Consider the following 26,419-nt stretch of genomic DNA (forward strand, 5'->3'; position numbering starts at 1 on the left):
GGGCGGCGATAGCGTGGGGGCATGCCGCTCGCAACAGACCTGGAGGCGCTCGCCTGCGACATCGCACGCGAAGCCGGAGAGCTCGCCCGAAGCCGCCGCCGCGAGGGAGTCGCGATCGCGGCGACCAAGTCGCATCTCGCCGACATCGTCACCGAAGCCGACCGGGAGGTCGAGCAGCTCATCCGCCGTCGTCTCGGCGCCGAGCGTCCCGGCGACGGGTTCCTCGGCGAGGAGTCGGGGGGCGAACGCGGCTCGACCGACATCACGTGGGTGGTCGATCCCATCGACGGCACCGTCAACTACGCCTACGGGATTCCCTCGTACGCCGTGAGCATCGCCGCCGTCGCCGGCGATCCCGACCCCGCCGAGTGGGAGCGGCTCGCCGCCGCCGTCTTCAATCCGGCGTCGGGCGAGCTGTTCCACGCCGCGCGGGACGGGGGCGCGTGGCTCGACGGTGAGCGTCTCACGGTCAACGCCGAGGCGGCGCCGGCGGGGGCGCTCGTCGCCACCGGTTTCGGCTACCGCCCCGAGACGCACGCCGGCGACCTGGCGCGGCTCGCACGAGTCATTCCCATCGCGCGGGATGTGCGGCGCATCGGCGCCGCGTCGCTCGATCTCGCCTTCGTGGCGGCGGGACGGCTCGACGCGTATTTCGAGCGCGGCCTGCAGCCCTGGGATCACGCGGCCGGCGGCCTGCTGGTCACGGAGGCTGGAGGGATGCTGGGCGTGCTGCCTGCCGACGACCACGGCCGTGCTCTCATCATCGCCGCCGGACCCGTGCTCTTCGAGAAGATCCGCACGCTTGCGGCAGACTGACGACGGAGGTCTCGCCCCATTCGATGCGGTGTGCGCATAGTCGATATATCGGAGCCACGCTCCCCCTTGACATGGCATTCCCAGGCGACCCGGGGTAGTGTTTATCCGATCGTTACCTCCGCCGCCCGAATGGCGAGGTGGTCAGAACCGAAGTACGCCCCTGTCGTTGTTCCACGCGAGCGACTCCGACCCCGAAAGCCCGCCCCTTTGACTTTCGACGCCCCTACGGCTGAGCCTGCGCGCACGCGCCGATCCAGCCGCTCCTCCGCCACGCCTGTTCCCCAGGCGACGGCCGAGGCCGCTGAGGCGATCGTGAGCAGGCGTGACGCCCGCGCTTCGCGCGCTGCGCAGCGGACCGTGTGGTCGGCCCCGGGCGCCCACCGCGACTCCGGTCCCGTCCCGACTCCGGCAGACGCTCCGGCGCTCGAGGTGTCGCCGACGGCCGCGGTGTCGCCGGCGGCCGAGGTGTCGCCGGCGGCCGAGGCTGTGCGGACCGCCGATGAGCAGGTGGAGGATGCCGCGTCCCCCGCGCCCATCACGCGCGCGAGCCGCCGCATCCGCACGCGCCCGACGCCGATCATCGACGAGGCTCCGGAGACGCCGGCCGAGGCATCCCCCCACTCCATCCCGACGGCCGCGATCGCCTGGGCGGCGGCCGCCACCGCCGCCGCCGCGGCTGCCGCCGGTGTCGCGCAGGCGCCCGCGCCGGTCGCTGCCGACGAGAGCGATGAGCCCTTCGAGCTCCTCGAGCCGGTGGACGTTCCCGCGCCGGCCGTCGAGGAGGAGACCCCCTCCGACGTTCGGGACGAGTCATCCGTCGTCGACGAGTTCGAAGCCGCGGCGAGGCTCTTCGCGTTCACCGGCGAGGCCCCGATCCAGTCCGATGCGGAGTCGACCCCGACCGGCGAAACCGAGGCTGAGGATGCGCCGGAGGCGGCGGCTGAGCCCGCCGCGGCGCACGTCGTGACGCGCCGCGGTCGCCGCGTCGGCCGGCAGGTCGCGACCGCGTCGTTCTCGGTCGGCGTCATGGGCATCGTCGGGCTTCTCACCGTCGGGATGACGACCCCGGCCGATGCCGTCGCCGCCGTCACCGGCACCGAGCCGACGTCGCTCGTCGCCGCCGAGGATGCAGGCCAGGACATCGAGGCGAACGACATCCAGGCCTACGTCGCGCCCGAGGACGTGCAGAGCGTCGGGCTCGAGCGCAACGAGAACTACTCCACCGTGTCGATGGGCGAGATCGCCGCCGAACAGGGCATCACCAACTACTCGAGCTTCTACGTCAACGACCCGAACGCGGTCATCCAGTGGCCGTTCAAGGTCGGGGTGCCCATCACCTTCGGCTTCGGGATGCGCGACGGACGCATGCACGAGGGTGCCGACTTCGTGCCCGGCCAGGGCGCCGAGGTGCAGGCGATCGCCGACGGCACCGTCCGCATCGCGACGACCAGCGGCGGCGCGTACGGCGTGACGGTCGTCATCGACCACGTCATCGACGGTCAGCTCGTCTCGAGCCGCTATGCGCACATGCTCTACGGCTCGCTCAACGTCAAGGTCGGCGACCACGTGACTGTCGGCACGATCCTCGGGAAGACGGGCAACACCGGCCGTTCCTTCGGCGCGCACACCCACTTCGAGATCCTGCAGAACGGCACGACGGCGGTCGATCCGATCGAGTGGCTCCGCGCGAACGCCGGTCGGTACGACCTCGGCTGATCCTCGCCGAGTACTGCTGCGCGAAAGGCGCCAGGATTCAGCGGGATGCCTCGGCTCTGGTACTCTCTTCTAGTTGCCTGCGCGCGGGCAGCACGCCCCGATAGCTCAGTGGCAGAGCACTTCCATGGTAAGGAAGGGGTCGTCAGTTCAATCCTGACTCGGGGCTCGCAGCATCCGGTTCCGTGACCGGCGGATGCCTTGCGGCAGGGTAGCTCAGTTGGTGAGAGCGCACGACTCATAATCGTGAGGTCGCGGGTTCAAGCCCCGCTCCTGCTACGAGAAAACCCAGCTCAGCTGGGTTTTTCTGTTGCACCGTTAATGACCGGTAACGACACGCCGTATGTGAGCCGGTTTTGGGGCGGTCGGCGCTCTACTAACTGCGACCAACTGACAGTAACGGGCACCCACGCAAGACGCCGACAGGCGGTTTGTGACCTCACGATTATGGATTTCGCAATCGTGAGGTCGCCAACCTGGGCCATCCTCTTGCGGAGCGCCGCGAGAGTGATTTTCGCTGCTGATCACGCGCGTCCCCAGCGGACGGACGCGGCGCACGCGATATCGACGGCCCAGTGAAGCGCGAGGCACGACCGAGCTGTGAGCACCGTCGGACTCTGTGTCGGACTGGCGGCGTTGCTTTCGGAGCGGCCCGGCAGCGGATCATGCCGGTGAGCAGTTGGGGAGTGAGAGGAGGTTGTTGTTAGAGGTCGCGTCCGCCGTCGTTCGGATATACGGATCTCCCTCTGCCGGGGTAACGACCTCGACGTCGGCCCGAGCGCCGTTCTCGGCCTGAACGAAAAACCGTTGACCGTCAAGGATCGCGCTTACCATTCCCGGCTTCGTGGCGGTCCAGCGGAATCCCTGTGCATTGCGTCCGCCGAACGCGATCAGCCCTGCCTCGTCCGCTTCGCTATTTGGGCGGACGACGCACTCGATTCTGCCGTTATGCCAGTTGATGATGCAGGAGCTCGCACTCGTCGATCGGACACCCATGTCGTCCGCGATTTCGAGGGAGAACGTGTACTCCCCGTTCGCGATGTGCCGGCCGCCGCCGGCTGTGTCGCCCATCCAGATCAGGCGGGTGGCTTGCCCGGGGTTCGCGGAAACTCGCATGCGGTCCCATACGTTGTCGATCGAGGAGTCGAGCGCGAAGGGGTCGCTTCGCGTAGCGATGGCCTGTGCAGGGCCATCCTTGTAGCTCACACGCAGGCTCAGGTACACAGGGTGCGATGTCCTGCTGGTCCAGTCCGCGAGGATCGAGGGCGGCACGAACCACCAGTGCGGTGACGCGATGAACCGGTTAATCGTCACCGGCGGCTGGATCTTGGAAAAGGCGGAAAACCGAGTTGGCACACCCCCACGAGGCACCATGGTGTACCGAACTTCGACCCCGGGCACCGTCGGCCCATACCTGCTATCCATGACCCGCCGAGCGAGGACTTTCATGTCGGTGCCTCGTGTGGCCGTATGTGTTCTGGTGGTTCCTGTCTGCGGATCGTCGACATGGCCGTCAACAGGGAAGACCTCAGGAGGTATGCCCGGTCGGAACGCTGCGCACCACAGCACAGAGTTGGATCCCCCCGCGAAGACGAGGATCTGCTCCTCGTCCGCAACCGCGGCAAGCCCAGCACCGTACCCGTCGGGATCGCCTGGCTCTCCGGGATCGTCCAGTTCTCGGGCCAGCAGCCAAGGTTCGTGCACCCATCCTGTCGGCGTCCGGTGGGCGTGATGGACCGCACGGCGTCCGTCTGGCGCCCCAAGCGCTGTCGTATAGAAGAGGTGCAGCTCGCCGTTCCAGGCCACGGCCGCGAGATTCGTGGGTGGGTCGTCGGCGTGTACCGCGAGGGTCCACCGCTCGAAGGTCCACGTCCCGGCTTCGACAGAGATGTGGGGCGGTGGGGCGTAGTTGCCGTGCATACCGGCAAAGAGCACGGAGATGCTCTGGTCAGGCAATGTCAACGCGGTCAGCGAGTGCGTGGTGCGGCCAGTGAGTGCAGGAAGAGTCTCGTAGCGGAAGAGCGTGGGAGAGTTCGGTCCTTGGCGGAACGCGTGGCGAACACTCTCCCTGCCTCCTGCCTCTCGTTGGGTGTAGAAGACGTTCAGCGAACGCGCGCCGCCCGCGGCAGCGACGCGCCATCCTACAGCGGAGTCGACCCGCCCGTCCCGGTCGCCGGCATCTCCGTCGACGGGGCCGAGGTCGCGCCAGCGATCTCGGCCATCACCTTCGGCGGCGTAGAGCATCGGCAATTCCCGGTATCTCGTCGGCGTCAGCCGCTGCCAGAAAACCCAAATCCTTCCCATGTAGTGCGCGGCCGCGAATGTATCCAGGCCGAGGTTTCGCGTCGCGTGCCGGCTGACGCGTCTGCCCTCGACGTAGATGCGGCGGCTCTTGAGATCGTCTGGGTCGTCCTGCTTCGAGAAAAGCAGCTGCGGGTCGCCCTCCGCGTAGGTTGCTATGCGCTCGTCACGTGCCGGCGTTGGCCAATCAGAGTAGTAAGTCCACACGATCGCTCGATTCACTGGTGGCGATGGGCGGACGGTGTAAGTAGTGGCGCGATCTCCGACCCGCGGGTTACCTCGGCACGGTGAACTCCCGGAGGGAAGGCGCGCCCCGTGCAGGGCGGGGCGAAGACGAGACCGAAGCACCATCCCCACCGCTCCGTGTACTCACTTCCGTCGGAGCAGCAAAACTTCAGGGTCTGCACGAACCCGTAGCAGTTCGCTCCTACGAACCAACAACCCGGCCGGGGGAGCGGCGGACCGCTCCGGTTCGGCCCGATGACGACCAGCTCGTCGAGCTTGCCAGCACGTTCCTCACAGCTGCGGCATGGCCGGACACCAAGAACCTGCGAGAGGGACTTGAGGATCTCGCCGAGCCCGCGCGATCTCCGAGTCACGCGTGCCGGTACACCGACGTAGAGGGCCGGGCGACCATGCGACTCCGCGCCGCGCTCCGTGATCGGCATCTCATCCACCACCAACTTCTTCCGTACGCTCACATCTGCAGTGAACTGGGATCGACCGCTGCTCGAACTAGTCGAGGACGACCATCCGGCTCGTGTCGATGCCGAGACCTGCGAGCTGGTCGGCGTCTTTCGTTTCGAACCGGTAGGGGAGTATTCGGCCTCGGCTCATCCGGGGTGAGTTGAGGCTGAGCGATGCGACGTTGGCGGCTGCGCGCTCCTGCCACAGCGACAGCCACCCTTGCGGCGGCCGGGAGGCGGGAAGCGGGCCAAGATGCTCGGACCACAGTCGTGACCGTAGGGCGCCAACCGCGCCCGTCGCGGGCTGGTCTGCAACGCCGTCGAGGAGGACTGCGTTGACTTCGACGCTGCGTTTGTCTCCGCGGTAGAGCTCGCGGGCGCCCTCAAGCGAGATCCCGTCGAGGTTCGCGGTGCCCACCGTCGCCCACGACGTGTCCACGATTCCGACTTTCGAATGCACGTAGACCTGTTGGATGCCGGTCTTCCCTGCAACCGGACCGATCTGCCAGAGGGTGAACGCGCCTATCTGAGGATGCGGCATCCCCAGTTCACCGACCATCCGCCACTGCTGCCACCGACGGTAGGTGGGGATGTCGGGACTCTGGTTGATGAGAAGAATGACTTGGAGGGAAGGATTGACGGCGAGGGCACGACGCAACGCGTGTACGGCTTCTCCGCTGCTGAAGTACTGATTCTCCAGATAGATGACATCCGTGGCCGCGCCGATCGCCCTCTGGTACGCCTCGAGGACCCCCGCTTCGCCCTTAGCGGTTGCGGGGATCGCGCGTTGCGGGATGGATCGCACGATCTGGACACTTTGGCTCCCGACAGCGGGCGGCTGGACTATGGAAGGCAGCTTGTCAGCGCCACGGAAGGCGACATCCGACCGATGGTTCCACATGAGGGAGAACGTCCGGGCGATGTCAGCGGTCGCGGGACCTGTCATGCTGATCGAAACGTCGTGCACAGGCCGCAATCCGATACCGCTTGCGCCGTGGCTGCCGCGGCGCGGGTCGACGAGCAGGTGGGACGGAGTGTCCCAGTAGCCTTGCTCGAAGGGTGATCCGATGATCATCGCCCTCGCGGTCGGCAGGCCCGGATCCGTGATCAGAATCTTCGCGTGCATCGTCTCGAAGGTGAGGGGGAACGAGCGCACCGACACCGTGTGTGGTGCGCGTTGCGCGAACCAGTCTCTGACTTCGTCGATCGTATCGGGAACGATCGCGTTCTCGTTCAGAAGCACGCGGACGGTGACGCCGGGCCGTTGCCCGGCCTTGAACAGGCTGTCCAACACGAGTGAATCCGCATGTGTCGCGTTCGTTGGCACCGGGTCTTGGCCCGTGAACGTGGCGATGAAGCCAGTGTCGATCGCGAGCTGCGCAAGGTGCACTTCCGTGGTGGCCGCGTCGATCAACTCCACAAGCCGTCGCGCGGCGATCGCGTTGTCGACGAGAACTTCAACATCGTTGCCGGATGACAGGCGGGGCGTATTGCTCCGTCCGAGGGTCACGAGCCATCCTTCGGCCGCGGCCCGGGGCACCACTATGTCTTTCACAACGAGCACCGATTCCGCGACGTTCCGCGCCTCGGATGTCTGCGCCAGCTGACGGATGCCCACGCGATCGAACACCGTCACCACGATGTCCGGCCGCTCCGACAGCTCGTTGTACACAGTCGGCGAGTACGAGAGAGACCACCTGCCGTCGGCATCGGTGGCCGTGCGGCCCAACGGGTCGCCGCCGATGAGGTCCAAATCCGTCGCGACGATCACGAGTCCTGCGATCGGGCGCCCCTGCACGTCCAGCACTCGGCCCTGCACTCCAACGTTGACACCGCTCAGGGTAATGTCGCCGAGCTGCAGGACCTCCTCTGCGACGTCGGTGGCCTTCTTCGTCACAAACAGCAACGACCCTCCGGTAGAGCGGATTTCGACGACGACGTCGGGCCGGCGTTCGTCGAGCCCGTACGCTTCTGCTGGGTAGGTCAGCGAGAACGCGCCGACGCTATCCGTGGCTCCCTGTTGCAGAAAGTCTCGGAATGGCCACCCGTCGTCGTCGTATACCCTGACGTTCAGTCCAGGCTGCGGCGCGCCAGTCGTGTCGACCACTCGCCCGGAAACTGATGTGTTGACCATTGGTCTATCTCCTCGAATCGCCGGAGCGGGCCGATCCGGTCTGCTCCTCGTAAATGTTTGTTCGGACCTTCTCGGGTTCTGGCGAAGAGCGATGCTGGCGCATCGCCCAAGGGCGAGACAACAGTCGATCGACGGACGACGCGGGCTTGAAGTCTGGACGGGGATCGCTCACGGTTGCACGACGTTGGTCGTACACGCCGATCGCGCGATCGCTGACTACTGTCATGTGCCCCGATCCGCCGCCGCTCAGACCTACCAAGGGGCCCCAAAGACCTTGAACAGATCTGATGGTTTGGATCCCGAGGCACATCGCCCCGAAGAACGGCTTCGCGACCGGGAAGATCGCCCCTCAACCATTTCGGCCCCCAGACGGTGTAGAGCGGAACACGTGGGCCGTTCAATTCGGCCCCTCGTTCCCATGCTCCATGTTGTTTGGGTATCGATCGCCGGTCACGATCCGTTCACGCCCGCCGGGCGGGCTGCCGACTCTGACTCGATTCGGTAAAGGTGCGTCACGCATGAGCTCGCTTCCGGAGGTCCTCTGCTGACTGACTGGGTTCCCGTTGATGTCGTGCCGCCGGACTGAGACGGAATGGAAGACCTCATCCCGTTTGCCGTCCCACTGACCCGGGTCATCTCAGCTCTCCGAATGACACTTGATCCGTTGATAGTGACGAGACCCTTGTCGGCCATTATTGGTTTCCTTCAGATTGCCGGTCCCGCCGACCGGTCTCATGACGATGCTGGCGGGCGGCCCCTGAAGTTGCGTCCACCTGAAGGATTCGTCTCGTGCGTCAAGGGGCGCGAGCGGACTAGCCGCAAGTTGGAGCTTGGGTCCCACTCAGGTCTGATGCGTCTTGCGGATGACGGCAGTACGCTCGCGCCATGTGGCTACGCCGGCCGACCGTCGCGGAAGCCGTCTTGGCGATCATTTGCGGCACTAACGTCGCGGTCTACTTGGTGCCGACGACGGCGTGGGATATTCCTGCGGCGCTCGCGGCGGCCGGTCTTATTCTGGTGATGCCGCAACGCCCGGTCATCGCCGGCGCCCTGGTCTTAGTGTTGCAGTTGACGTTGACGTTCACTGACCTCATCAATAGCTCGAATGCCGGGTTCCTGGCGACGTACTTCGTTGGCGTGTACTTCCTGGGTCGGTACGCGGAGCCGTGGCGAGGCGGCCTGATCGCGCTGACCTTCGCGGCCGTGTTCACCTGGGGAGTGTGGAACTTCGGGACCATCGCATTCTCCCTGGTGCTCACCGGATGCACCTTCGGGTACGGCCGAGTCGTTCAACTCCGCGCGCAGAGGGCGGAACGCGCCAGGATGTCGACGGCGGAACTGGAGGCAACGGATGCGGCGTTGCTCGCCGCTCGGATCGTCGCTGACGAGCGGGCACGCTTGGGAGGACAGTCTCTCGAGCTGCTCCGCGCCGCGGTGGAAGGCATGCGCGCTGATGCCGCGGCCGCGCGCGCCGATCTCGACGCGACCCTCATCGAGTCGGTCTGCCAGCGGGGGCGGCAAGGGGTCGCGGAGCTGCGATGGCTGCTCGGGATCCTTCGGTCCGAGCCCGCACCGGATCCACCGAAAAGGCTGACGGCTCGGTGGCGACCCATCGTGGACGTCATCGTGGGCTCCGTGTTGCTGGTTATCTGTGTGCTGGAGGTGTGGTTCCAAGTGTGGGAGCCGGCTTCGCCGCTCTCCTGGGTGCTCGCCGTGATGCTTCCGGCGTGCACGCTCATACGGCGGCGCTTCACCCTGCTGGCCTGCACGGTGGCGGCCGTCGGCGTATGGGCGGGGCTTCTGAGCGGAGTGCTGCCGAGCATCGGGGAACTGCTCTGCGCCACCTTTCTGGCCTGGTCGGCCGGTACCGCCGCGCGAGCGGTGGTGTGGCTGGCGTTCGGGGCTCTCGCGGTCGGCGTGGCTGCCTGGGGCTCACTGCACGATCCGGGGAATGCTATATTCACGTTCGCACTGCTCGCGCTGCCCGCGTTCGCCGGGTTCGAGTGGTCAGCGGAAGACCGCGCGGCGCGCGCCGCCACCGCCCGGGCGGATCGACTACGTGCGGACCTGAAGGCGAGGGTGGAGTCGGCGCGCCGTGAGGAGCGGTTGCGCCTGGCCCGTGAACTGCACGACGTGACCAGCCACGCCGTTGGCGTGATGGTGCTGCAGGCCTCCGCCGCGTCCGCCCTGCGCGACCGCGACCCCGCTGCAGCGAGTGAAGCGCTGAAGACGGTGGACAAGACGGCCGCGCAGACATTGCAGGAGCTGGATCTGATGTTCGAGCTGCTCGATTCCGGGGCGATCGGCGCCCCCGGACTGGCAACCCCCACGCACGAGCCGTTGCAGACCCTCGTCGACCGGATACGCAAGACCGGGCTCGCCATCTCCCTCGCGCAGGCATCCATCCCTCGGCACCTGGATGATGTCGTCTACCGCATCGTTCAGGAGAGCCTGACCAACATCGTGCGGCACTCCAACGCCCAACACGTCCGGATCAGCGTCGCCGTGTCGGAGGGGAAGGTGACGGTGCGCGTCGTCGACAACGGCACTCAGACGCCGGGCGGACGCAACCCCAGCTCGGACAGTCCGGGGTTCGGCCTGGCAGGTCTCGGGGAGCGCGTCGACCGCGTCGGCGGGACTTTCCGTGCCGGATGGCAAGAGCAGGGCTTCACCGTCGAGGCCGTGCTGACCATCGAGCCGGCGGTGACCTCGTGACGGATGCCCCGCCGATCCGTGTGCTTCTCGCCGACGACCAGCACCTCATCAGGGGCGGCCTGCGCGCGATCATCGACACCGAACCAGACATGCGCGTTGTCGGGGAAGCATCCGACGGCGCCTCCGCGGCACGCGAAGCTGTCACAACCCGCGCCGACGTGGTCCTGATGGACGTGCAAATGCCCGGAGTGGACGGCATAGACGGAGTGCGGCTCGTCATCGACGCCCGCCCCGAAGCACGCGTGCTTATGCTGACCATGTTCGACCTCGATGACTACGTCCTACGCGCGCTGCGCGCCGGTGCGAGCGGCTTCCTCCTGAAGACCACACCACCCGCCGAGCTGACCGCAGCGATCCGCGCCTCACAGAGCGGCGCCATGCTCTTCGCACCGTCCGTCACTCGCCGTCTCGTCGAGTCGTACGTGAAGCAGCCCCCCACCCTGGACGGCATCCCCGAGCGGCTCGCCCCCCTGACACCACGCGAGCTCGACGTCTTCGAGGCGATCGCTCGAGGCCTGTCGAACAGCGAGATCGGCGCGAAGCTATACATGGGCGAAGCGACCGTGAAAACGCACGTAACGCGTATCCTGTCGAAGTTGGGCTTGCGCGACCGCGTCCAAGCCGTCGTCCTCGCATACGACTGCGGAGTCATGCGCCCAGCAACCGACTGACCCGCCCAGAGGCGCCTCGAGCCAGCCGCGTAACAGAGGCGCAGCCCCGCCAGCTCCGCAGACGGGGCCGACGGCGGCAGCCCCTACGTGTTGGAGTGCAACGTGGACGGCGAGCGACAACGCCGAGCGCTCGGTCGGTACACCACCGAGCGGGCGTAGTCAGCACGTTAGCTTCTCGTCAGCGAATTCCGGTGGCCACACCACCGAGAACCGCTCGAGCACGATCTCGTCCGTCTCCAACCAGGTCGCCCCACGTGCGGCCGCGCCGCGCTCCCAGTAGCGGCGATGGTTCCGCCGCCAACTCTCCAGTGACCGGTCGTCCTCGCCCTCGTCGAAGGCGAACTGCGCATCCACGTCGTTGAAGACACACAGTCGCAACTCCACCGATCGGATGACGAGCCGCGGCACGCCCCGCCCGTCGCAGGCAATTCAGTGCGAGCCGATCCGCGGCAGCTCCTCGCCCTCGGCGAGGAAGTCGGCGACAAGCGCTGCCGTGGCTCGCTTGCGGCCGGTCAGGACCAGCTCCAGTAATTCATCGGCGAGACTCTCGGAGTCGCCGAAGTGCTCCAAGGTGTACTCGGCCGAAACTCTCACAACCTGGGGGTGCGCCTGCGCGTACGCCGCCCACATCACCTCGGCGGCCGCGCGATCACCGGCAGCTGCGCGCTTGGAATAGGAAACGTCGGTCACACGGTCATCATCACACTCCGCCACGTGACGCGTCATCCACCCGGCGTCGTGAACTGTGATGGGTACGGCCGTCACCACCACGACCTCGCGCCGCTGCGCGACGCTATCTACAACGCGCAGACGGCCCGATACCTACACGGCGGCCATCTTCGCGACGGGCCGGTTTTGGGCCGGTTCGCCCGTTGCGACCAACGAGGACTAACTGCGCCTAACAAGCACGGCACCCGCGAAATCCCGCGTCCAATGAGTATTAATTGCGACTCGTGAGGCCGCCCGGTTCAACTCATAATCGTGAGGTCGCGGGTTCAAGCCCCGCTCCTGCTACGAAAGAAGCGCCCCCGTGTGGGGCGCTTCTCGTATCCGCGGTGGTCGTCCTGACTCCACCCGCGGGCGGTCCCGCTCCGCAGGGCCGAGCCGCCGAGGCAGCCCGGCCCTGAAGCATTGCGGATGCGTCAGACGCGCAGCAGAGCCTTGACGGCGCGGCGCTCATCCATCGCCTTGTACGCCTTGGCGGCCTGATCGAGCGGTACCTCGAGGTCGAAGACCTTACCCGGGTCGATCTCGCCCTTCAGGATGAGGTCGATGAGATGGGGGAGGTAGTCGCGCACGGGCGCCGGTCCGCCGTGCAGGTGCACGTGCGAGAAGAAGAGCTCCTGCCCGTCGAGCGACACGTCGTGCGCAACGCCTACGTAGCCGACGTGGCCGCCGCGCCGCGTCGCGCGGATCGCCTGCAGCATCGACTCCTGCGTGCCGACCGCCTCGATGACGGAGTGGGCGCCGTAGCCACCCGTGAGCTCCTTGATCCTCTCGACGCCGGCGTCGCCGCGCTCTTCGACGATGTCGGTCGCGCCGAACTCGCGCGCGAGCGCTTGACGGTCGGTGTGGCGCGACATCGCGATGATCCGTTCCGCGCCGAGATGCTTCGCGGCGAGGATGCCGAGCAGCCCCACGGCTCCGTCGCCGACGACGGCGACCGTCTTCCCCGGGCCCACTTCGGCCGCGACGGCGGCGAACCACCCGGTGCCGAGCACATCGGATGCGGCGAGCAGCGACGGGATCTTGTCTGCCGGCGGATGCTCCGCCGTCGCGACGAGCGTGCCGTCGGCGAGCGGAACGCGCATGTACTCGGCCTGCGAGCCGCCGATGCCCTGGCGGTGGATGCAGCCGGACTGGTACCCCGCCTGGCAGATCTCGCACGTGTTGTCGGAGGCGAAGAACGAGCCGACGACGAACTGCCCGGGCCGAACGCTCGTGACCTCCGACCCGACCTCTTCGACGATCCCGCAGTACTCGTGCCCCATCGGCACGGGCTCGGCGACATTGTCGGTGCCGCGATACGGCCAGAGGTCGGACCCGCATACGCACGCGGCGGCGAGCTTGATGATGGCGTCGGTCGGATGCTGGATCTCGGGCTTCGGCCGCTCTTCGACGCGGACGTCGCGCGGCCCGTACAGGATGGTGGCCTTCATGGGGATTCTCCTTCGGTGAACAGATCAGTGGATGCTGGCAAACTCGGCGTCCGTCGGCACACCGGTCCCCACCCGGCGCCGTGTGGCGAGGAGCGAAGCGACCGCGGCGAGGACGACGCAGGAAGCGGTGACGATGCCCAGCGGGAGGATCGCGGCGGCGCCCGCGATGCCGACGAGCGGAGCGGCGACCCCGCCGAGACCGAACCGCACCATGCCCAGCAGCGATGATGCGGTGCCTGCGATCCGCGGATGATCTGCGAGCGCGAGGGTCGTCGCGGGCGGGCTCGTGAGCGCGGCGCCGCTGACGAGGAGGAAGAGCGAGACGACGACGACCCACACCGGGGTCGGCACGACGCCGGCGAAGACGAGTCCGGCGGCGCCGACCGCCGAGATCGCGATCCCCAGGGCGAGCGTCCTTTGCAGGCTCCAGCGCTCGGCCGCTCGACCGGCGGCGAATCCGAACACCATGAAGCCGGCCGAGTTGAGACCGAACGCGAGGGCGTACTGCTGCGGCGAGAGTCCGTAGACGCCCTGCAGGATGTAGGTCGCGCCGGCGAGATACGCGAAGATCGCGGCGTACATGAAGCCCTGGTTGAGAACGGCGCCGACGAACCGCGAGTCGGTCAGGAGCGTGCGGAAGTCTCGCCCGGTCTGCGCGAAGCCGCCGGTGCGGCGCTCGTCGACCGGAAGCGTCTCCGGAAAGAGCCAGATCGTCGCGGCAAGCAGCACAACCCCGATCGCGGCGAGGGCGACGAACAGCCCGCGCCAGTCCGTGAGCAGCGCGACCTGCCCGCCCAGGAGCGGCCCGACGATCGCCGCGAGTCCGCCGATGACGGTCAGCCGGCCGTAGAAGCGGATCAGCCGCGGTCCTTCGTAGACGTCGCGCCCGGCAGCCTGCGCGATGACGATGCCGACGCCGCCGGCGAGTCCCTGCACGAGACGAGCGCTGATGAGCAGCTCGATCGACGGGCTGAGCGCGCATAGGAGTGACGTGACGATGTAAGCGATCACTCCGATGAGAAGGACACCGCGACGCCCGAACCGGTCCGACAGCGGACCCGCGACGAGCTGCCCTCCGGCGAGGCCGATGAGGCACGCGGTGACCGTCAGCTGTGCGGCCGACGTGACGGCGCCCAGCTCGACGGTCAGTGCGGGGAGAACGGGAAGATAGAGGTCCATCGAGATCGGGCCGAACACCGTGAGCAGGAGGAGCAGCGGCGGAAGCAGCCGGCCGAAGCGACGCGACGTGTCCGTGACGGAAGAAGGCATGGATCCAGCATCCGGAAGTCTCCGTACGCGGGGGAGTTCCTGACAAGGGGTGTACCAGCAGGGCACCTCACGGCCTCGGCGATCGACCTAATCTTCATGCATGGACAACAAGGCGGAAGTGCGCGAGTTCCTCATGTCGCGCCGCGCCAAGCTCACGCCCGAGGCAGCGGGGCTGCCGGGCGGCGCCAACCGCCGCGTGCCCGGGCTGCGCCGCACCGAGGTCGCGATCCTCGCGGGAGTCAGCGTCGAGTACTACGCGAAGCTCGAGCGCGGCGCCATCGCTGGTGCCTCGGCATCCGTCCTCGACGCGGTATCACGGGCGCTGCAGCTCGACGACACCGAGCGCGGGCACCTGCTCGACCTCGCCCGGGCGGCCGACGGCATCCCGACATCCGGGCGGCCGCGACGGCGCAGCACCCGAGCCCAGACGCCGCGACCGAGTCTCGAATGGGCGCTCGCCGCGATCACGGATGCTGTCGCCTTCGTCCGTGACACGCAGCAGAACCTGCTCGCAACGAATGCCCTCGGCCGGGCGTTCTACTCGCCCGTGATCGGCGATGGCGGGCGCACGCCGAACCTGGCCCGCTTCCAGTTCCTGGATCCCGTCTCGCGGGACTTCTACCCCGACTGGGACCTCTTCGCCGCGATGTGCGTCAATATCATGCGGGCCGAGGCGGGCCGCGACCCGCACGACAAGGGGCTGCAAGACCTCGTCGGCGAGCTGTCGACGCAGAGCGAGACCTTCCGCACGCTGTGGGCCGCGCACGACGTGCGCACGCACGGTTCGGGAACGAAGCGGTTCCACCACCCGGTTGTGGGTGAGCTGATCCTCGCCTATGAGGAGCTCGCGATCACCGCCGAGCCCGGGCAGATCATGATGGTCTACTCGGCCGAACCCGGCTCAGCCTCGGCCGAACGCCTGCGCCTGCTCGCCTCATGGGCCGCGAAGAGCTCCGCCACCGTCTGAGCCAGGGCCGAGATCGCAGAAGCGGACTGAGCAGAGGGCCTGGACAGCACGATGAGCGGCGACCGTCGACACACCGGCCAGGATCGGAGGCCGGAGCTTCGATTCGGGCGCCTTCCGGAGGTTCCGCTGCCCGCAGTGACCAGGCTGCTGAACGAGCCGCGCAACGCGCGACACATGCCGTTGGCAGGCAGGTTCGACCAGGCGCAAGCCGCTGAATGGGTCCGGTCCAAGGACGCCCAGTGGCAGCACAACGGGTACGGGCCGTGGGCGGTGTTCGTCGGTGGGGAGTTCGCCGGGTGGGGAGGGTTCCAGCGGGAGGATGACGGCCCGGACTTCGGGCTCGTCCTGTTCCCTTCCTTCTGGGGTGCGGGAGCCGATGTCGCGCGAGCGGCTCTGGATGCCGGATTCGAGCATTTCGGATTCGACGAGGTCTTCGTGGCGCTGCCGTATTCACGATCACCGGACCGCGTCCTGGCGAGGTGGGGCTTCACTTCCGTCGGGAGCGGCGACTTCGACGGTGTGCCGTTCCGCCGCTATCGCCTCTCTCGCGACGCCTGGAAGAACTGAACCCGCTCGCTCCTCCTTCTCGCTATGCGCCGGCGAGTTCTCGCGAACGCAGGTCCTTCCGGAGGATCTTCCCGGACGCCGATTTCGGGATCGCCTCGACGAATTCCACGCGGCGGACCTTCTTGTGGGGGGCGACGTTGTCGGCGACGAACGCCGTCACCTCGTCCTCGGTGAGGGCGGACTCGGGGGCGGCGACGACGAAGGCCTTGGGGATCTCCTGCTTCTCGTCGTCCAGAACGCCGATCACGGCGGCATCCATGATCTTCGGATGAGAGAGCAGGAGCGCCTCGAGCTCGGCGGGGGCGATCTGGTAGCCCTTGTACTTGATCAGCTCCTTCACCCGATCGACGATCGAGAAGTAGCCGCCCTCGTGGTAGACGGCGATGTCGCCGGTGTGCAGGAACCCGTCCGCGTCGAGGGTCTCGGCGGTCGCCTCGGGATTGTTCAGGTAGCCGAGCATGACGTTCGGCCCGCGGACCCACAGCTCGCCGGCAGCGGTGACGCCGTCTTCGCCCACCTTTGTGATCTCTTCTCCGGTGGCGGTGTCGACGAGCTTGCACTCCTCGTTGGGGAGCATGGTCCCGACGGAGCTGACGGGGATGTCGTGCCGGTCATGCGGCATCGCGTGGGAGACGGGGCTGAGCTCGCTCATGCCATAGCCCTGCATCATGCGGGCATGGATGCGCGTTCCCGCCAGGTCGGCGGTCTCGCCGTCCAGCGGAGCGGCGCCGGAGAAGACGGTGTGCACGCTGGAGATGTCGAACTGGTCGACGATCGGGTGCTTTGCCAGCGCGACCGCGATCGGCGGGGCGATGTACAGGTAGGTGCAGGAGTAGGTCTGGATGTTGGTGAGGAAGTCCGCCAGATCGAACTTCGGCATCGTGACCAGGCTCGCCCGCTGCCTCAGAGCGAGGTTGAGCAGGACCGTCATCCCGTAGATGTGGAAGAAGGGCAGCACCGCGAGCACCCGATCCGTGCCGCGCAGGTCGATGTTGGTGCGGCACTGCTGCACGTTGGCGACCAGGTTGCGGTGACTGAGCATGACCCCCTTCGGCACCCCCGTCGTGCCGGACGAGTACGGCAGCACCGCGACGTGCGTGGCGGGATCGAAATGCACTTCCGGGGGCGACAGCTGTTCCGCGATCATCGCGCGCAGGTTGGGGTGCCCGTGCGCCCCGTCCAGCACGACGACCCGCTCGTGCGGGATGCCGACGGCCTCGGCCGCAGCGGATGCCTGCGGCAGCAGCGGCGACACGGTCACGAGCCACGTGGCCCCGGCATCCTTCAGCTGCTTCTCGATCTCTCCGGCGGTGTACAGCGAGTTGATCGTCGTGACGGTCGACCCCGCCCGGAGGATGCCGTGGAACACGGTCGCGAAAGCGGGGACGTTGGGGCACAGCAGCCCGACCACGGTGCCCGTTCCCGCGCCGCGGGCAGCGAGGGCTCCCGCGAACGCGTCCACTTGTGCACGGAGAGCTCCGTACGTCGTCTCCGTTCCGGACGCCGGATCGATCAACGCTATGCGCCCCGCCTCCTCGCCGGTCAGCGAGCCGAAGAGGAAGTCGTAGACGCTGACCTCGGGGATGTCGACGTCGGGGTAAGGGCTGCGGAACAACGGATCTCCTTCGATCGGCCGTGCGATGGGTGAGTCGGATGGGGAGCGGGTCGTGCGGACCGCTGGAACGGAGTCGCACGCAGCGTGGGATCCGATGCCCGGCATGGTACACGCCCTGCCGGGACGCGCGAGCGGACGGCGCTCGGACGGAGTGGCCTCGGCCTAGAACGCCCGCACGGGGAGGGGTTTGATGTACGGGTTCAGCAGCCTGGCCGACTCCTCGACCGTGAGGACTTCATGCGGCTCGAGCGGGATGATCCGCCGCTTCGACTCGTCGATCTCCCAGACGTCCTCGCCGATCAGGCGGCCCTCGTCGTCGTACGGCCAGATCATGTGCTCGACGTTGGCGACGAGGTAGTGCGCATTCGGGTCCACCGGAGCGCCGGCCTCTGCGAGCACCGTGCCGGGAGTCTGCTGGTAGATCGTGGCGGTGGAGACGATCATGTTGTCTCCCACGGCGAGCTTCTCGTCGTCGGTGTAGAAGATGCACTGTGCTGAGCGCGACCATTCGTCGTACACGGCCTTCACCGCGTCGGCGCCGTCGAGCACCGTGTTGATGCCGAAGACGTTGAAGTGATACACGGGGTGCTCGACGGTCATGTCGGGCTCGAAGATCTCCTGCCAGCGCCCCGCCATCTCGAGATTGCGGTGGCGGTCGTAGGCGTGCAGCAGCCATCGATGTCGCGGGTTCTCGGTCGTCTCGAGCAGCCGCGCGATGGCGAGATTGGTTCGGGTGATGTCGAAGCGGCTCATGGGGACCTTTTCTCTCGTCGGTGAGCGATCAGCCTTGACACCATCCCTTGACCACCCCGAGCGTGTCTTGACCCTGCGCGACACCTTCTTGATCATGAGTGACATGTCGCTGATCCGAGGCACCGCACTGCTGGGCTTCGCGGACCTCGTGAGCCAGCTGAACGGCGACCCGGACCGGCTGCTGGCGGCCTATCAGCTCGACCGCGAGGCGATCGGCGATCATGAGCGATTCGTCAGCTATCGGAGCGTCGCGGGGGTGCTCGAGGCCGCGGCCCAAGCGACCGGCGCAGGGGACTTCGGACGCCGGCTCGGCTCCCGGCAGGGGCTTGAGATCCTCGGCCCCCTCGGCGTCGCAGCCCGGACGGCGCCGACCGTCGGAGAGGCGCTTCTGGCCATCGAGAACTACATGTCGGTGTACAGCCCCGCCCTCACCGTCGGGGTGCGCGCGGAGCCGGCCGGATCGACGGCGACGTTCGAGTGGCGCATCGACGTGAGCCGTCCCCCCGTGCATCGCCAAGCCGCGGAACTCGCGCTCGGCGTCGCCTGCCGGGTCTTCCGCCTTCTGGCCGGCGACGATTTCCTTCCCCTGTCGGTGCAGCTCAGGCACGAGCCGCTCGTCGACCGGTCGGATTATGTGGACTACTTCGGCTGCCCGATCGACTTCTCCGCCTCCCGCTACGGCTTCGTCTTCCACGCGCGGATCCTGAAGCGTCCGTTGAGGTCCGACAGCGCCGTGCACGCAGTGGTGCAGGACTATCTCGACACGATCGTCGTACCGACGACCGCCACCACGGTAGACGCCGTGATCAGGCTCATCCGCCGTACGCTGCCGACCGGCACGCTCGACCTGGATCTCGTCGCGGAGCAGCTCGCGCAGCATCGGCGCACCCTGCAACGGCAGCTCGCCGCGCAGGGCACCAGCTTCGCGCGGCTGGTCGACCACGTCCGGCGCGACGAGGCGGAACGCTACCTTCGCGACACCGACATGCCCCTCGGGCAGCTCGCCGGCCTCCTCGCGCTCAGTGAGCAGAGCGCGCTCACGCGCGCCTGCCATCGCTGGTTCGGCGCATCCCCGTCGCAGGTGCGCCGCAGCGCGAGGTCCCTCTCCGGCGCCCCGGTGGAGTGAGGATCGCCGTCCGCGTGCGTGCTCCCGGAAACCGGATGGCCTGCCGGGTCAACCCCCCAGGTCTGGAGTCATGAGATGCGCGATGCTTGGAGGATGGCAGACATCGATTCCGCGGGGGAAGCCGAAACGCTCGATGCTCTCACGCGCCGCGTTCAGGAGGCCCGGTTCACCCTGCAGCGCCGCGCCAACGCCGAACTCATCGCGCTCTACTGGCTGATCGGTCGATCGATCGTCGAGAGGGAGGCGGAAGGCGATACGGACGGCGCGATCGTCGCGCAGTTCGCCGAGGACCTCCGCACCGAGTTCCCCGCCATGCGGGGCTTCTGCTCCGCCGACGTGCACCACATGCGCACCTTCGCCGCAGAGTGGCCCGGGAGAGGCGGGATCTTCCAGCAGCCCGTCGGGCAGCTGCCCTGGCCCCACGTCGTCGCACTGCTCGACCGGCTCGACGACCAAGGGCTGCGAGAGTGGTACGCCGGCAAGGCCATCGAGCACACGTGGAGCTGCGACACCCTCGTGGAGCACATCTCAGCGCGGCTGCACGAGAGCGACGGGGCCGCTCCGGGGAACTTCGCGGCGGCCCTCAGCCGCGTGGACTCGGACCTGGCCCACGAGATCAGCAATGACCTGCACACGCGGGACTTCCTCGCGCTCGTCATCGACCGAGTCGGAGCGTCGGCGCGGTAGCGTCGCGGTGTGCGAACACTGACCGACGAGGGGCGGGACTTCATCCGCCGGCGCCACCTCGCGACGCTGTCGAGCCTTGCGCCGTGGGGCGGGATCCACGCCGTGCCGGTCGGATACACCTTCCAGGACGGCGTGCTGAGAGTCATCTCCTCGGGCGGCTCCCAGAAGGTGCGCAACCTTCGACGCGACGGCACGGCGACCGTGAGCCAGTTCGAAGGCGCTCGATGGATCACGTTCCAGGGAGAGGCGACCGTGCGGGACGATCCTGACGCCGTCGCGCTCGCCGTCGCCCTCTACGCAGAGCGCTACCGGCAACCGCGCGAGAACCCTCTGCGCGTCGCGATCGAGATCGTCCCCTGGCGGGTGATGGGCAGCTCGGGACTCGTCGCGTGATCCGGCCGTCCTGGTGATCCGCCCGAGCGTAGTCCGGCCGCTCCGACGGAGTTCTCACGGGTTCGCGAGGGTCCAGAGCAACACGGATCGTCGCGGAGCTCGGTGCTTCGCGCCGCCGAGGAGGCCCACGATGAGTCCTGTTCCTGCTTCTTCTCGGCCCAGTCGTCGGACGCGGAGTCCTCGATCCGGTTCATCACCGGGAGTGTTTCAGGGCGAGACTGGAGCGCCCTCCGACGCCGGCGGCGGGACTCAGTCGGGGGCACGCCCGGCCGGCGACCGAGGCGAAGGGCTCTGGTGCGGGATCGGCTCGGGACGCGTCGCGCGCGACCGGTGGTCGCCGCCGTCGGTCGGCGGTGCCGAGGCATCCGCCGCGAAAGGCCGCAGGGGCTCGCTGCGGCCCGGCGACCGGGCGAAGCGCCGGCCCGTGACGGCGTGGGCCGTCACCCGGATGACGAAGTGCTTCTTCGTCGGGCTCCACGAGCTCAGCCGCTGCACGCCGCTCGCGCGGATCTCGGCGTCGCTGGTGACGCGCGCGGCCGGGCCCCGCACGACGACGCTCCACCGCGCTTCGGCGGTCTCGCCGTCGATCTCGAAGGCCGCCACCGGGTGGTGCGCGATGTGCAGCAGCTTGCTGTCACGAGCCGTCCGCACGTAGAGCGAGCCCTCGTGCGCAACGTAGTTGACCGGGAAGATGTCCGGCGCGCCGTCTTCCCGGACGAGTGCGAGCCTGCCGAGCTCGGTCGACTGCAGCATCGACCAGCACTCGGCCGCGTCGAGGTGCTCCACTCCGGCCCGAACCGACGACGACATCCCGTGCTGCGAAGCTCCGCTCATCCTTCTGCGCCTTCTTCCTGCTTCCCCTTCCGTCCTACTCCCGAAACCGACGCCGATCCAGGCGTGCACCCGCTTAGCGGGAACCAGTCCTGCGGAGCGGGCGGGGGACGGCGTCGGCAGCAGGTGTGCGCGCGGCATCCGCCTCCTACAATGACCGGCGTGGTGACGTTCGAGCCGGACGTGGTGCAGGACATCCGTTTCGCGCGCTCCGCGGACGGCGTCGGCATCGCGTACGCCGTGCACGGCTCGGGACCGCCCCTGCTCATCGACGCCTGCTGGCTCAGCCATCTGCAGTTCGACTGGCAGAGCCCCGTCTGGCGCCATTTCCTGGTCGGGCTGGGAAGCGTGGCGACCGTCATCCGGTACGACGAGCGCGGTCACGGTCTGTCGGATCGGGGGGTCACCGACCACAGCCTCCAGGCCCGCGTGGCCGACCTCGAAGCGGTCGCCGACGATGCGGGCTTCGATCGATTCGCGCTCCTCGCGATGGCCCAGGGCGGCCCCGTCGCGCTGGAGTACGCGGTGCGGCATCCCGAACGCCTGACGCGGCTCATCTTCTACGGCAGCTACGCCGGCGCTCATGCGGGTGCGTCCCCCGAGGAGATCGCGCTCGACGAGGCGTTCGAAGCCCTGATCCGCGTCGGGTGGGCGCGCCCGACGTCCGAGTTCCGGCGCGTCTTCAGCAGCCTCATGATCCCGGGCGGAACCGAGGAGCAGAGGAGCTGGCTCGACGACCTGCAGAAGATGGCGGTGGATGCCGAGACCGCCGTCATCTCGCGCGCGCAGCGACAGAACGCCGACTCGAGCGCTCGCATGGCGGAGATCGACCTTCCGACCCTCGTCATCCACAGCCGCGGCGACCAGATGAACGAGTTCCACCACGCGCGCGACCTGGCGTCGCACATCCGCGGTGCACGGCTCGTCGCGCTGGAGAGCGACAATCACATCGTCCTCGAGGACGAGCCGGCGTGGCCGGTGTTCCTCCGCGAGGTGTCGGACTTCATCGCGCCCGACCGGCTGCCCGACGCGGCGCCCGACCCGGAGGATCTCGCGGCGATCCTCTCGCCGCGTGAGCTCGAGATCCTCCGCCTCGCTGCCGCCGGACGGGACAACGACGCGATCGCCGCCGAGCTCGTGCTCTCGGTGAGAACCGTCGAGCGGCACCTTCAGAACGCCTACGCCAAGCTCGGGCTGCAAGGCCGATCCGCGCGGACCGCGGCGGTCGCCCGGCTCCTTTCCCGGTCCTGAGTGCCGCCTCTGCGCGCGTGGGCCGCCGCCTACGCGTCAGCCGCCAGCCGAGCCGGGCGAGACCGCCCGATCTGCGCGCTGGCGCCGATGTGCGGACGGATGCCTCGTCCCTACGGTTGCCTCATCAACCACCCACGGGAGGAACAATGTCCATCACAACCACCACCGGACCGGCGATCACCGCCACCCCGGAGGACCGCGCCCTCAAGGCCAAGCACGCCGCGATGTGGGCCAGCGGAAGCTACCCCACCGTCGTCGAGGACATCGTCGGCGGACTCGGCGGCATCCTCGTCGATGCCCTCGACGTGCAGCGCGGCGAGCGGATCCTCGACGTCGCGGCCGGCACCGGCACCTCGGCGATCCCCGCGGCGCGGCTGGGCGCGGACGTCGTCGCGACCGACCTGACGCCTGAGCTCCTCGAGGTGGGCCGGGTCGCGGCATCCACGGAGAACCGCGGGATCACGTGGCAGACGGCGGATGCCGAGTCGCTGCCCTTCGCGGACGGCTCGTTCGACGTCGTCATGTCGTCGATCGGGGTGATGTTCGCGCCGCACCATCAGCTCGCGGCCGACGAGCTGCTCCGGGTGGTCCGCCCGGGGGGACGCGTCGGTGTCCTCAGCTGGACGCCGAGCGGCTTCATCGGCGAGATGTTCGCGGTCATGAGGCCGTACGCTCCGCCGCCTCCCGCCGGCGCTTCGCCGGCGCCGCTGTGGGGGAGCGCGGATCACGTGCGCGCGCTGTTCGGGGACCGGGTGGCCGACCTCGTGGCCAGGCAGCGGTCGCTTCGCGTCACGCGCTTCGCGAGTGGCGCGGAGTTCCGCGACTTCTTCAAGGCCAACTACGGCCCCACGATCGCGGTGTACCGCTTCCTCGCGGACGACGCCGAGAGGGCCGCAGCCCTCGACGAGGAGCTCGCCGCACTCGGCGATCGACACCTCCGCGACGGCGTCATGGGATGGGAGTATCTGCTGGTCACCGCCCGGCGGGCCTGAGCCATCACCCAGGGCCCGGTCCGGCTTCGGCCGGGCCCGGCCTTTCGTGCGCCGCCCGGAATTGGCGATCCCCCTCGAGCGGTGGGAGGTCGCCGAGGGGGATCTGAGCCCGCCGCCGCCGGATGGCCGCCGTTGGAAGGTCGAGCCGCACCGGACTTGGGGAACCCGGCGGTGACGCAACGGCGGGCCTGCCGTCAGGGTACGGGGCGGACGCCGCGGACCATCGCGGGTTCGACGAGACGTAGCGCACCTGTAACGCCGTGGACCCACAGCGGCTCCGCGCCGGGAACCCCGCCCGATCCCTGCGCGCCGTCCGACGCGGCGTCAGCGCACGCCGCTAGCGTTGACCAGCCGCCCGAGCGAGGGAGTCCGATGACCGACGTGCCGATCGAGACCTCGCTGCTGCGCACCTACCGGTACGTGCGGATCGGAATCGCCGCCACGGTCCTCGTCATCGCCGTCTCCGTCGGCTTCGGGGTGGCGGAGGTGGGTCTGCTCGAGTCGATCAGCGCGTACTACTACTCTCCCGCGCGCAACGCGATCGTCGGAGCGCTGATCGCGGCATCCTTCGGGCTGTTCGCCTTGTCCGGCCGAGGGGTCGAGCGCAACCTCCTCGACGCGGCAGCGCTGCTCGCGCCGATCATCGCGATCGTGCCGACGCCGATCTATCCGGGCGGAATCCCCGGATTCGGCGGCACCTGCCCGGCGGACGCGCCCTGCGTCCCGCTGGAGGTGCGGGCCGACGTGGACAATAACGTCGCGACCTTCCTCGTCACGGGCGCCGTGCTGGTCGTGGTGGCGCTGTTCATCCGCAGCCGGCAGGGGCTGACGTGGCGGCAGATCGCGGCATCCGTCTTCGTCACGGTGCTCGTCCTCATCTCGGTGGGGCTGACATGGGCGTTCGCCCGTGAGGCGTTCCTGGCCCTCGGGCACTTCGTCGCGACGAGTCTGTTCTTCCTCGTGATCGCCGCGGTCGCCGTGTGGAATGCCTTCCCCCACGCCGGCGACCCGCTGTGGGTGCAGCCCTCGCGCGCCCTGGCCGTCGCGAACATCGCGATAGCCGCGGCGCTCGTGGCCGACATCGTCGTGATCGTCGCGCTGGTGGCGGGCGGCGAGATCCCGGATGCCGAGATCCCGCCGGTCTTCGTGTGCGAGTTCGTGGCGCTCGGCCTGTTCGCGCTGTTCTGGATCCTCCAGTCCGCGCAGAAGTGGCGCGACCCCGATCCGAGTCTGGTGGGGACGCTGCCGCCGGTGTGAGCCGGGACCCGCCGGGGCCCGCGGGTAGGGTTGCCGGTATGAGCTCAACACCGCCGGGGTGGTACGACGACCGACACGGCGCCCGTCGCTGGTGGGACGGAGCCCGGTGGACGGAGCACACCCAGCCCGGTGAGGATCGTCGTGATGTCACCGCCCTCGACGACGCCGGTATCGGTGCGGGGGCGCCCGCCCCCGGGACCCCCGAGCCGCGGCGGTCGTCGAGGATGTGGATCGTCTGGGTCGTGATCGGCGTCGTCGTCCTGGGGATGGTCATCGCGGCCATCGTGCTCATCCCGATGCTGCTCACCAGCCTCGTCGGGGCGGCCGGCGGCGGCACGGAGCCGGGGGATGCCGACGAGAGGGCCGCCGTCGACGCGGTCGAGCTGTACGACGACGCATGGAGCGAGGTCGACTGCGACAAGTTCTTCGCCGCGACCACCGAGTCCTTCCGGGCGCAGATCGGCCTTCCCGACTGCGCGGCGTTCGAGGGCGAGGCTCAGGGCTTCAGCGAATCGATCGACGACTACGACATCGAAGTCACCGGGATCACCCGCGCCGGCGGCACGATCACGGTCGCGACGACCGAGACCTACCTCTCGCTCACCGACGACGAGAACCAGCCTCTCGCGACCCCCGAACCGACCGAGGTGCACTACGAGTACTACGTCGTGGCGGACGGCGAGCGCTGGGCCATCGACGACGCGGCCTCCGACTGACCGTGGCCGGATCATCGACGGGCGCCGCTCGCACGACGCGCTTCTACCTCACCTGCATCGGCATCGGCCTGCTCGCCGGCCTGCTCTCCGGGCTCTTCGGTGTCGGCGGGGGCACCGTCATCGTGCCGCTGCTCGTGCTGCTCCTGCGGTTCGACCAGCGGCTCGCCGCCGGCACGTCCCTCGCCGCGATCGTGCCCACCGCGACCGTCGGAGTCATCTCGTACGCGATCCACGGATCGGTCGCCTGGATCCCGGCGCTCATCCTCGCCGCGGGCGCCGTCGGCGGAGCGCAGATCGGCACGTGGCTGCTGCCGCGCCTGTCGCTGACCGTGCTGCGATGGAGCTTCGTGGGCTTCCTCGCGCTCGTCATCGTGAGCCTCTTCCTCGTCATCCCCTCACGCGAGGCCGAGCTGCCGTTGAACGTCCTCACCGTGTCGGGCCTGGTCGTGCTCGGCGTCGTGACGGGCACGCTCGCCGGGCTCCTCGGAGTGGGCGGCGGGATCATCGTCGTACCGGCGCTCATGATCGTCTTCGGCACGAGCGACCTGATCGCCAAGGGGACGTCGCTGCTCATGATGATCCCGACGGCGATCTCGGGCACGATCGGCAACATCCGCCGCCGCAACGTCGACCTCCTGGCCGCCGCCGTCGTGGGTGTCGCCGCGTGCACGACCACCGCGCTCGGGGCGTGGATCGCCACGCTCGTCGACCCGTTCGTCGGCAACGTCCTCTTCGCCGTGTTCCTCGCCTTCATCGCCGTGCAGATGGCCGTTCGCGCAGTGCGCGGACGCAAGCGCTGA

General features: G+C 68.4%; 23 protein-coding genes and 2 tRNA genes. 16 read left to right on the plus strand and 9 right to left on the minus strand.

Annotated elements, in window-relative coordinates; translation table 11 throughout:
* Window positions 1-21 precede the first annotated feature (21 nt).
* The 4 genes from EV279_RS07055 (at window position 22) to EV279_RS07070 (ending at window position 2,808) form a co-directional block, all read left to right on the plus strand.
* The gene (locus EV279_RS07055) at window positions 22-816 is read left to right on the plus strand and encodes an inositol monophosphatase family protein (RefSeq protein WP_133542143.1); all 795 of its coding nucleotides are present in this window, start codon (window positions 22-24) and stop codon (window positions 814-816) included.
* 312 nt (window positions 817-1,128) lie between these two features.
* A complete protein-coding gene (locus tag EV279_RS07060) occupies window positions 1,129-2,532 on the plus strand; it encodes a M23 family metallopeptidase (protein ID WP_243728470.1) in 1,404 nt (467 codons plus the stop codon).
* Window positions 2,533-2,626: 94 nt separating this feature from the next.
* Window positions 2,627-2,698: transfer RNA gene (locus tag EV279_RS07065), tRNA-Thr, on the plus strand.
* A gap of 36 nt (window positions 2,699-2,734) precedes the next feature.
* Window positions 2,735-2,808: transfer RNA gene (locus EV279_RS07070), tRNA-Met, on the plus strand.
* A gap of 384 nt (window positions 2,809-3,192) precedes the next feature.
* Here EV279_RS07070 and EV279_RS07075 read toward each other — a convergent pair.
* A complete protein-coding gene (locus EV279_RS07075; RefSeq protein WP_166644480.1) occupies window positions 3,193-5,037 on the minus strand; it encodes a DUF3892 domain-containing protein in 1,845 nt (614 codons plus the stop codon).
* Between the two features lie 528 nt (window positions 5,038-5,565).
* A complete protein-coding gene (locus tag EV279_RS07080) occupies window positions 5,566-7,650 on the minus strand; it encodes a phospholipase D-like domain-containing protein (protein ID WP_133542146.1) in 2,085 nt (694 codons plus the stop codon).
* 885 nt (window positions 7,651-8,535) lie between these two features.
* On the opposite strand from EV279_RS07080, the gene EV279_RS07085 reads away from it, so the two are divergent.
* Both EV279_RS07085 and EV279_RS07090 read left to right on the plus strand, forming a co-directional pair.
* Window positions 8,536-10,365: a sensor histidine kinase gene (locus EV279_RS07085; RefSeq protein WP_133542147.1), complete on the plus strand. Its 1,830-nt coding sequence runs from the start codon at window positions 8,536-8,538 to the stop codon at window positions 10,363-10,365.
* Entirely contained in the window at window positions 10,362-11,036 is a 675-nt protein-coding gene (locus EV279_RS07090) for a response regulator transcription factor (protein WP_243728471.1), read from the plus strand. Before EV279_RS07085 ends, EV279_RS07090 begins: the two co-directional genes overlap by 4 nt.
* Before the next feature lie 159 nt (window positions 11,037-11,195).
* Here EV279_RS07090 and EV279_RS17165 read toward each other — a convergent pair whose 3' ends face one another.
* The 4 genes from EV279_RS17165 to EV279_RS07105 all read right to left on the minus strand — a co-directional run bounded on the left by EV279_RS17165 (window position 11,196) and on the right by EV279_RS07105 (window position 14,464).
* Window positions 11,196-11,444, minus strand: a complete 249-nt coding sequence (locus tag EV279_RS17165) for an ASCH domain-containing protein (RefSeq protein WP_347876851.1) — start codon at window positions 11,442-11,444, stop codon at window positions 11,196-11,198.
* Window positions 11,445-11,465: 21 nt separating this feature from the next.
* Window positions 11,466-11,726 carry a hypothetical protein gene (locus EV279_RS17170; RefSeq protein ID WP_347876852.1) on the minus strand — a complete coding sequence of 87 codons (261 nt, stop codon included), beginning with the start codon at window positions 11,724-11,726 and terminating at the stop codon, window positions 11,466-11,468.
* Window positions 11,727-12,178: 452 nt separating this feature from the next.
* Entirely contained in the window at window positions 12,179-13,195 is a 1,017-nt protein-coding gene (locus EV279_RS07100) for a zinc-dependent alcohol dehydrogenase family protein (protein ID WP_133542149.1), read from the minus strand.
* A 24-nt stretch (window positions 13,196-13,219) separates the two neighbouring features.
* Window positions 13,220-14,464, minus strand: a complete 1,245-nt coding sequence (locus tag EV279_RS07105; RefSeq protein WP_133542150.1) for a multidrug effflux MFS transporter — start codon at window positions 14,462-14,464, stop codon at window positions 13,220-13,222.
* Between the two features lie 100 nt (window positions 14,465-14,564).
* Here EV279_RS07105 and EV279_RS07110 point away from each other — a divergent pair, with 100 nt between their 5' ends.
* On the plus strand, window positions 14,565-15,431 hold the full coding sequence (locus tag EV279_RS07110) for a helix-turn-helix transcriptional regulator (RefSeq protein WP_133542151.1): 867 nt from the start codon (window positions 14,565-14,567) through the stop codon (window positions 15,429-15,431).
* Between the two features lie 135 nt (window positions 15,432-15,566).
* The gene (locus tag EV279_RS07115; protein ID WP_208109493.1) at window positions 15,567-15,998 is read left to right on the plus strand and encodes a GNAT family N-acetyltransferase; all 432 of its coding nucleotides are present in this window, start codon (window positions 15,567-15,569) and stop codon (window positions 15,996-15,998) included.
* 22 nt (window positions 15,999-16,020) lie between these two features.
* Here EV279_RS07115 and EV279_RS07120 read toward each other — a convergent pair whose 3' ends face one another.
* Window positions 16,021-17,613, minus strand: a complete 1,593-nt coding sequence (locus tag EV279_RS07120; RefSeq protein WP_133542153.1) for an AMP-binding protein — start codon at window positions 17,611-17,613, stop codon at window positions 16,021-16,023.
* Between the two features lie 162 nt (window positions 17,614-17,775).
* Window positions 17,776-18,366 carry a hypothetical protein gene (locus EV279_RS07125; RefSeq protein ID WP_133542154.1) on the minus strand — a complete coding sequence of 197 codons (591 nt, stop codon included), beginning with the start codon at window positions 18,364-18,366 and terminating at the stop codon, window positions 17,776-17,778.
* A gap of 103 nt (window positions 18,367-18,469) precedes the next feature.
* Here EV279_RS07125 and EV279_RS07130 point away from each other — a divergent pair, with 103 nt between their 5' ends.
* The 3 genes from EV279_RS07130 (at window position 18,470) to EV279_RS07140 (ending at window position 20,572) form a co-directional block, all read left to right on the plus strand.
* Entirely contained in the window at window positions 18,470-19,492 is a 1,023-nt protein-coding gene (locus tag EV279_RS07130) for an AraC family transcriptional regulator (RefSeq protein ID WP_133542155.1), read from the plus strand.
* Between the two features lie 93 nt (window positions 19,493-19,585).
* Window positions 19,586-20,179 carry a DUF1016 N-terminal domain-containing protein gene (locus EV279_RS07135; protein WP_166644481.1) on the plus strand — a complete coding sequence of 198 codons (594 nt, stop codon included), beginning with the start codon at window positions 19,586-19,588 and terminating at the stop codon, window positions 20,177-20,179.
* Between the two features lie 9 nt (window positions 20,180-20,188).
* Window positions 20,189-20,572 (plus strand): TIGR03618 family F420-dependent PPOX class oxidoreductase, encoded by a 384-nt coding sequence (locus EV279_RS07140; RefSeq protein WP_133542157.1) that lies wholly within the window; start codon window positions 20,189-20,191, stop codon window positions 20,570-20,572.
* A 249-nt stretch (window positions 20,573-20,821) separates the two neighbouring features.
* On the opposite strand, the gene EV279_RS07145 is transcribed toward EV279_RS07140, so the two are convergent.
* Entirely contained in the window at window positions 20,822-21,406 is a 585-nt protein-coding gene (locus EV279_RS07145) for a pyridoxamine 5'-phosphate oxidase family protein (protein WP_166644482.1), read from the minus strand.
* A 159-nt stretch (window positions 21,407-21,565) separates the two neighbouring features.
* Here EV279_RS07145 and EV279_RS17120 point away from each other — a divergent pair, with 159 nt between their 5' ends.
* From EV279_RS17120 to EV279_RS07170, 5 genes are all read left to right on the plus strand, one after another.
* Window positions 21,566-22,654, plus strand: a complete 1,089-nt coding sequence (locus EV279_RS17120; protein ID WP_279526917.1) for an alpha/beta fold hydrolase — start codon at window positions 21,566-21,568, stop codon at window positions 22,652-22,654.
* A 146-nt stretch (window positions 22,655-22,800) separates the two neighbouring features.
* Window positions 22,801-23,646, plus strand: a complete 846-nt coding sequence (locus tag EV279_RS07155; RefSeq protein WP_133542160.1) for a methyltransferase domain-containing protein — start codon at window positions 22,801-22,803, stop codon at window positions 23,644-23,646.
* A 372-nt stretch (window positions 23,647-24,018) separates the two neighbouring features.
* Entirely contained in the window at window positions 24,019-24,903 is an 885-nt protein-coding gene (locus EV279_RS07160; RefSeq protein WP_133542161.1) for a hypothetical protein, read from the plus strand.
* A 38-nt stretch (window positions 24,904-24,941) separates the two neighbouring features.
* Window positions 24,942-25,619, plus strand: a complete 678-nt coding sequence (locus EV279_RS16925) for a DUF2510 domain-containing protein (protein WP_208109494.1) — start codon at window positions 24,942-24,944, stop codon at window positions 25,617-25,619.
* A gap of 2 nt (window positions 25,620-25,621) precedes the next feature.
* On the plus strand, window positions 25,622-26,419 hold the full coding sequence (locus EV279_RS07170) for a sulfite exporter TauE/SafE family protein (RefSeq protein ID WP_133542162.1): 798 nt from the start codon (window positions 25,622-25,624) through the stop codon (window positions 26,417-26,419).

Origin of the sequence: Microbacterium sp. BK668 (assembly GCF_004362195.1) — a bacterium.
Taxonomy (GTDB): domain Bacteria; phylum Actinomycetota; class Actinomycetes; order Actinomycetales; family Microbacteriaceae; genus Microbacterium.

Bases quoted from the DNA above. Each gene is read 5' to 3' on its own strand.
- EV279_RS07125 (WP_133542154.1), bottom strand. From the start codon at position 18,366: ATGAGCCGCTTCGACATCACCCGAACCAATCTCGCCATCGCGCGGCTG.
- EV279_RS07135 (WP_166644481.1), top strand. From the start codon at position 19,586: ATGGCAGACATCGATTCCGCGGGGGAAGCCGAAACGCTCGATGCTCTC.
- EV279_RS07085 (WP_133542147.1), top strand. From the start codon at position 8,536: ATGTGGCTACGCCGGCCGACCGTCGCGGAAGCCGTCTTGGCGATCATT.
- EV279_RS07160 (WP_133542161.1), top strand. From the start codon at position 24,019: ATGACCGACGTGCCGATCGAGACCTCGCTGCTGCGCACCTACCGGTAC.
- EV279_RS07110 (WP_133542151.1), top strand. From the start codon at position 14,565: ATGGACAACAAGGCGGAAGTGCGCGAGTTCCTCATGTCGCGCCGCGCC.
- EV279_RS07080 (WP_133542146.1), bottom strand. From the start codon at position 7,650: ATGGTCAACACATCAGTTTCCGGGCGAGTGGTCGACACGACTGGCGCG.
- EV279_RS07145 (WP_166644482.1), bottom strand. From the start codon at position 21,406: ATGAGCGGAGCTTCGCAGCACGGGATGTCGTCGTCGGTTCGGGCCGGA.
- EV279_RS07130 (WP_133542155.1), top strand. From the start codon at position 18,470: ATGTCGCTGATCCGAGGCACCGCACTGCTGGGCTTCGCGGACCTCGTG.
- EV279_RS07055 (WP_133542143.1), top strand. From the start codon at position 22: ATGCCGCTCGCAACAGACCTGGAGGCGCTCGCCTGCGACATCGCACGC.
- EV279_RS07100 (WP_133542149.1), bottom strand. From the start codon at position 13,195: ATGAAGGCCACCATCCTGTACGGGCCGCGCGACGTCCGCGTCGAAGAG.
- EV279_RS07155 (WP_133542160.1), top strand. From the start codon at position 22,801: ATGTCCATCACAACCACCACCGGACCGGCGATCACCGCCACCCCGGAG.
- EV279_RS07105 (WP_133542150.1), bottom strand. From the start codon at position 14,464: ATGCCTTCTTCCGTCACGGACACGTCGCGTCGCTTCGGCCGGCTGCTT.
- EV279_RS16925 (WP_208109494.1), top strand. From the start codon at position 24,942: ATGAGCTCAACACCGCCGGGGTGGTACGACGACCGACACGGCGCCCGT.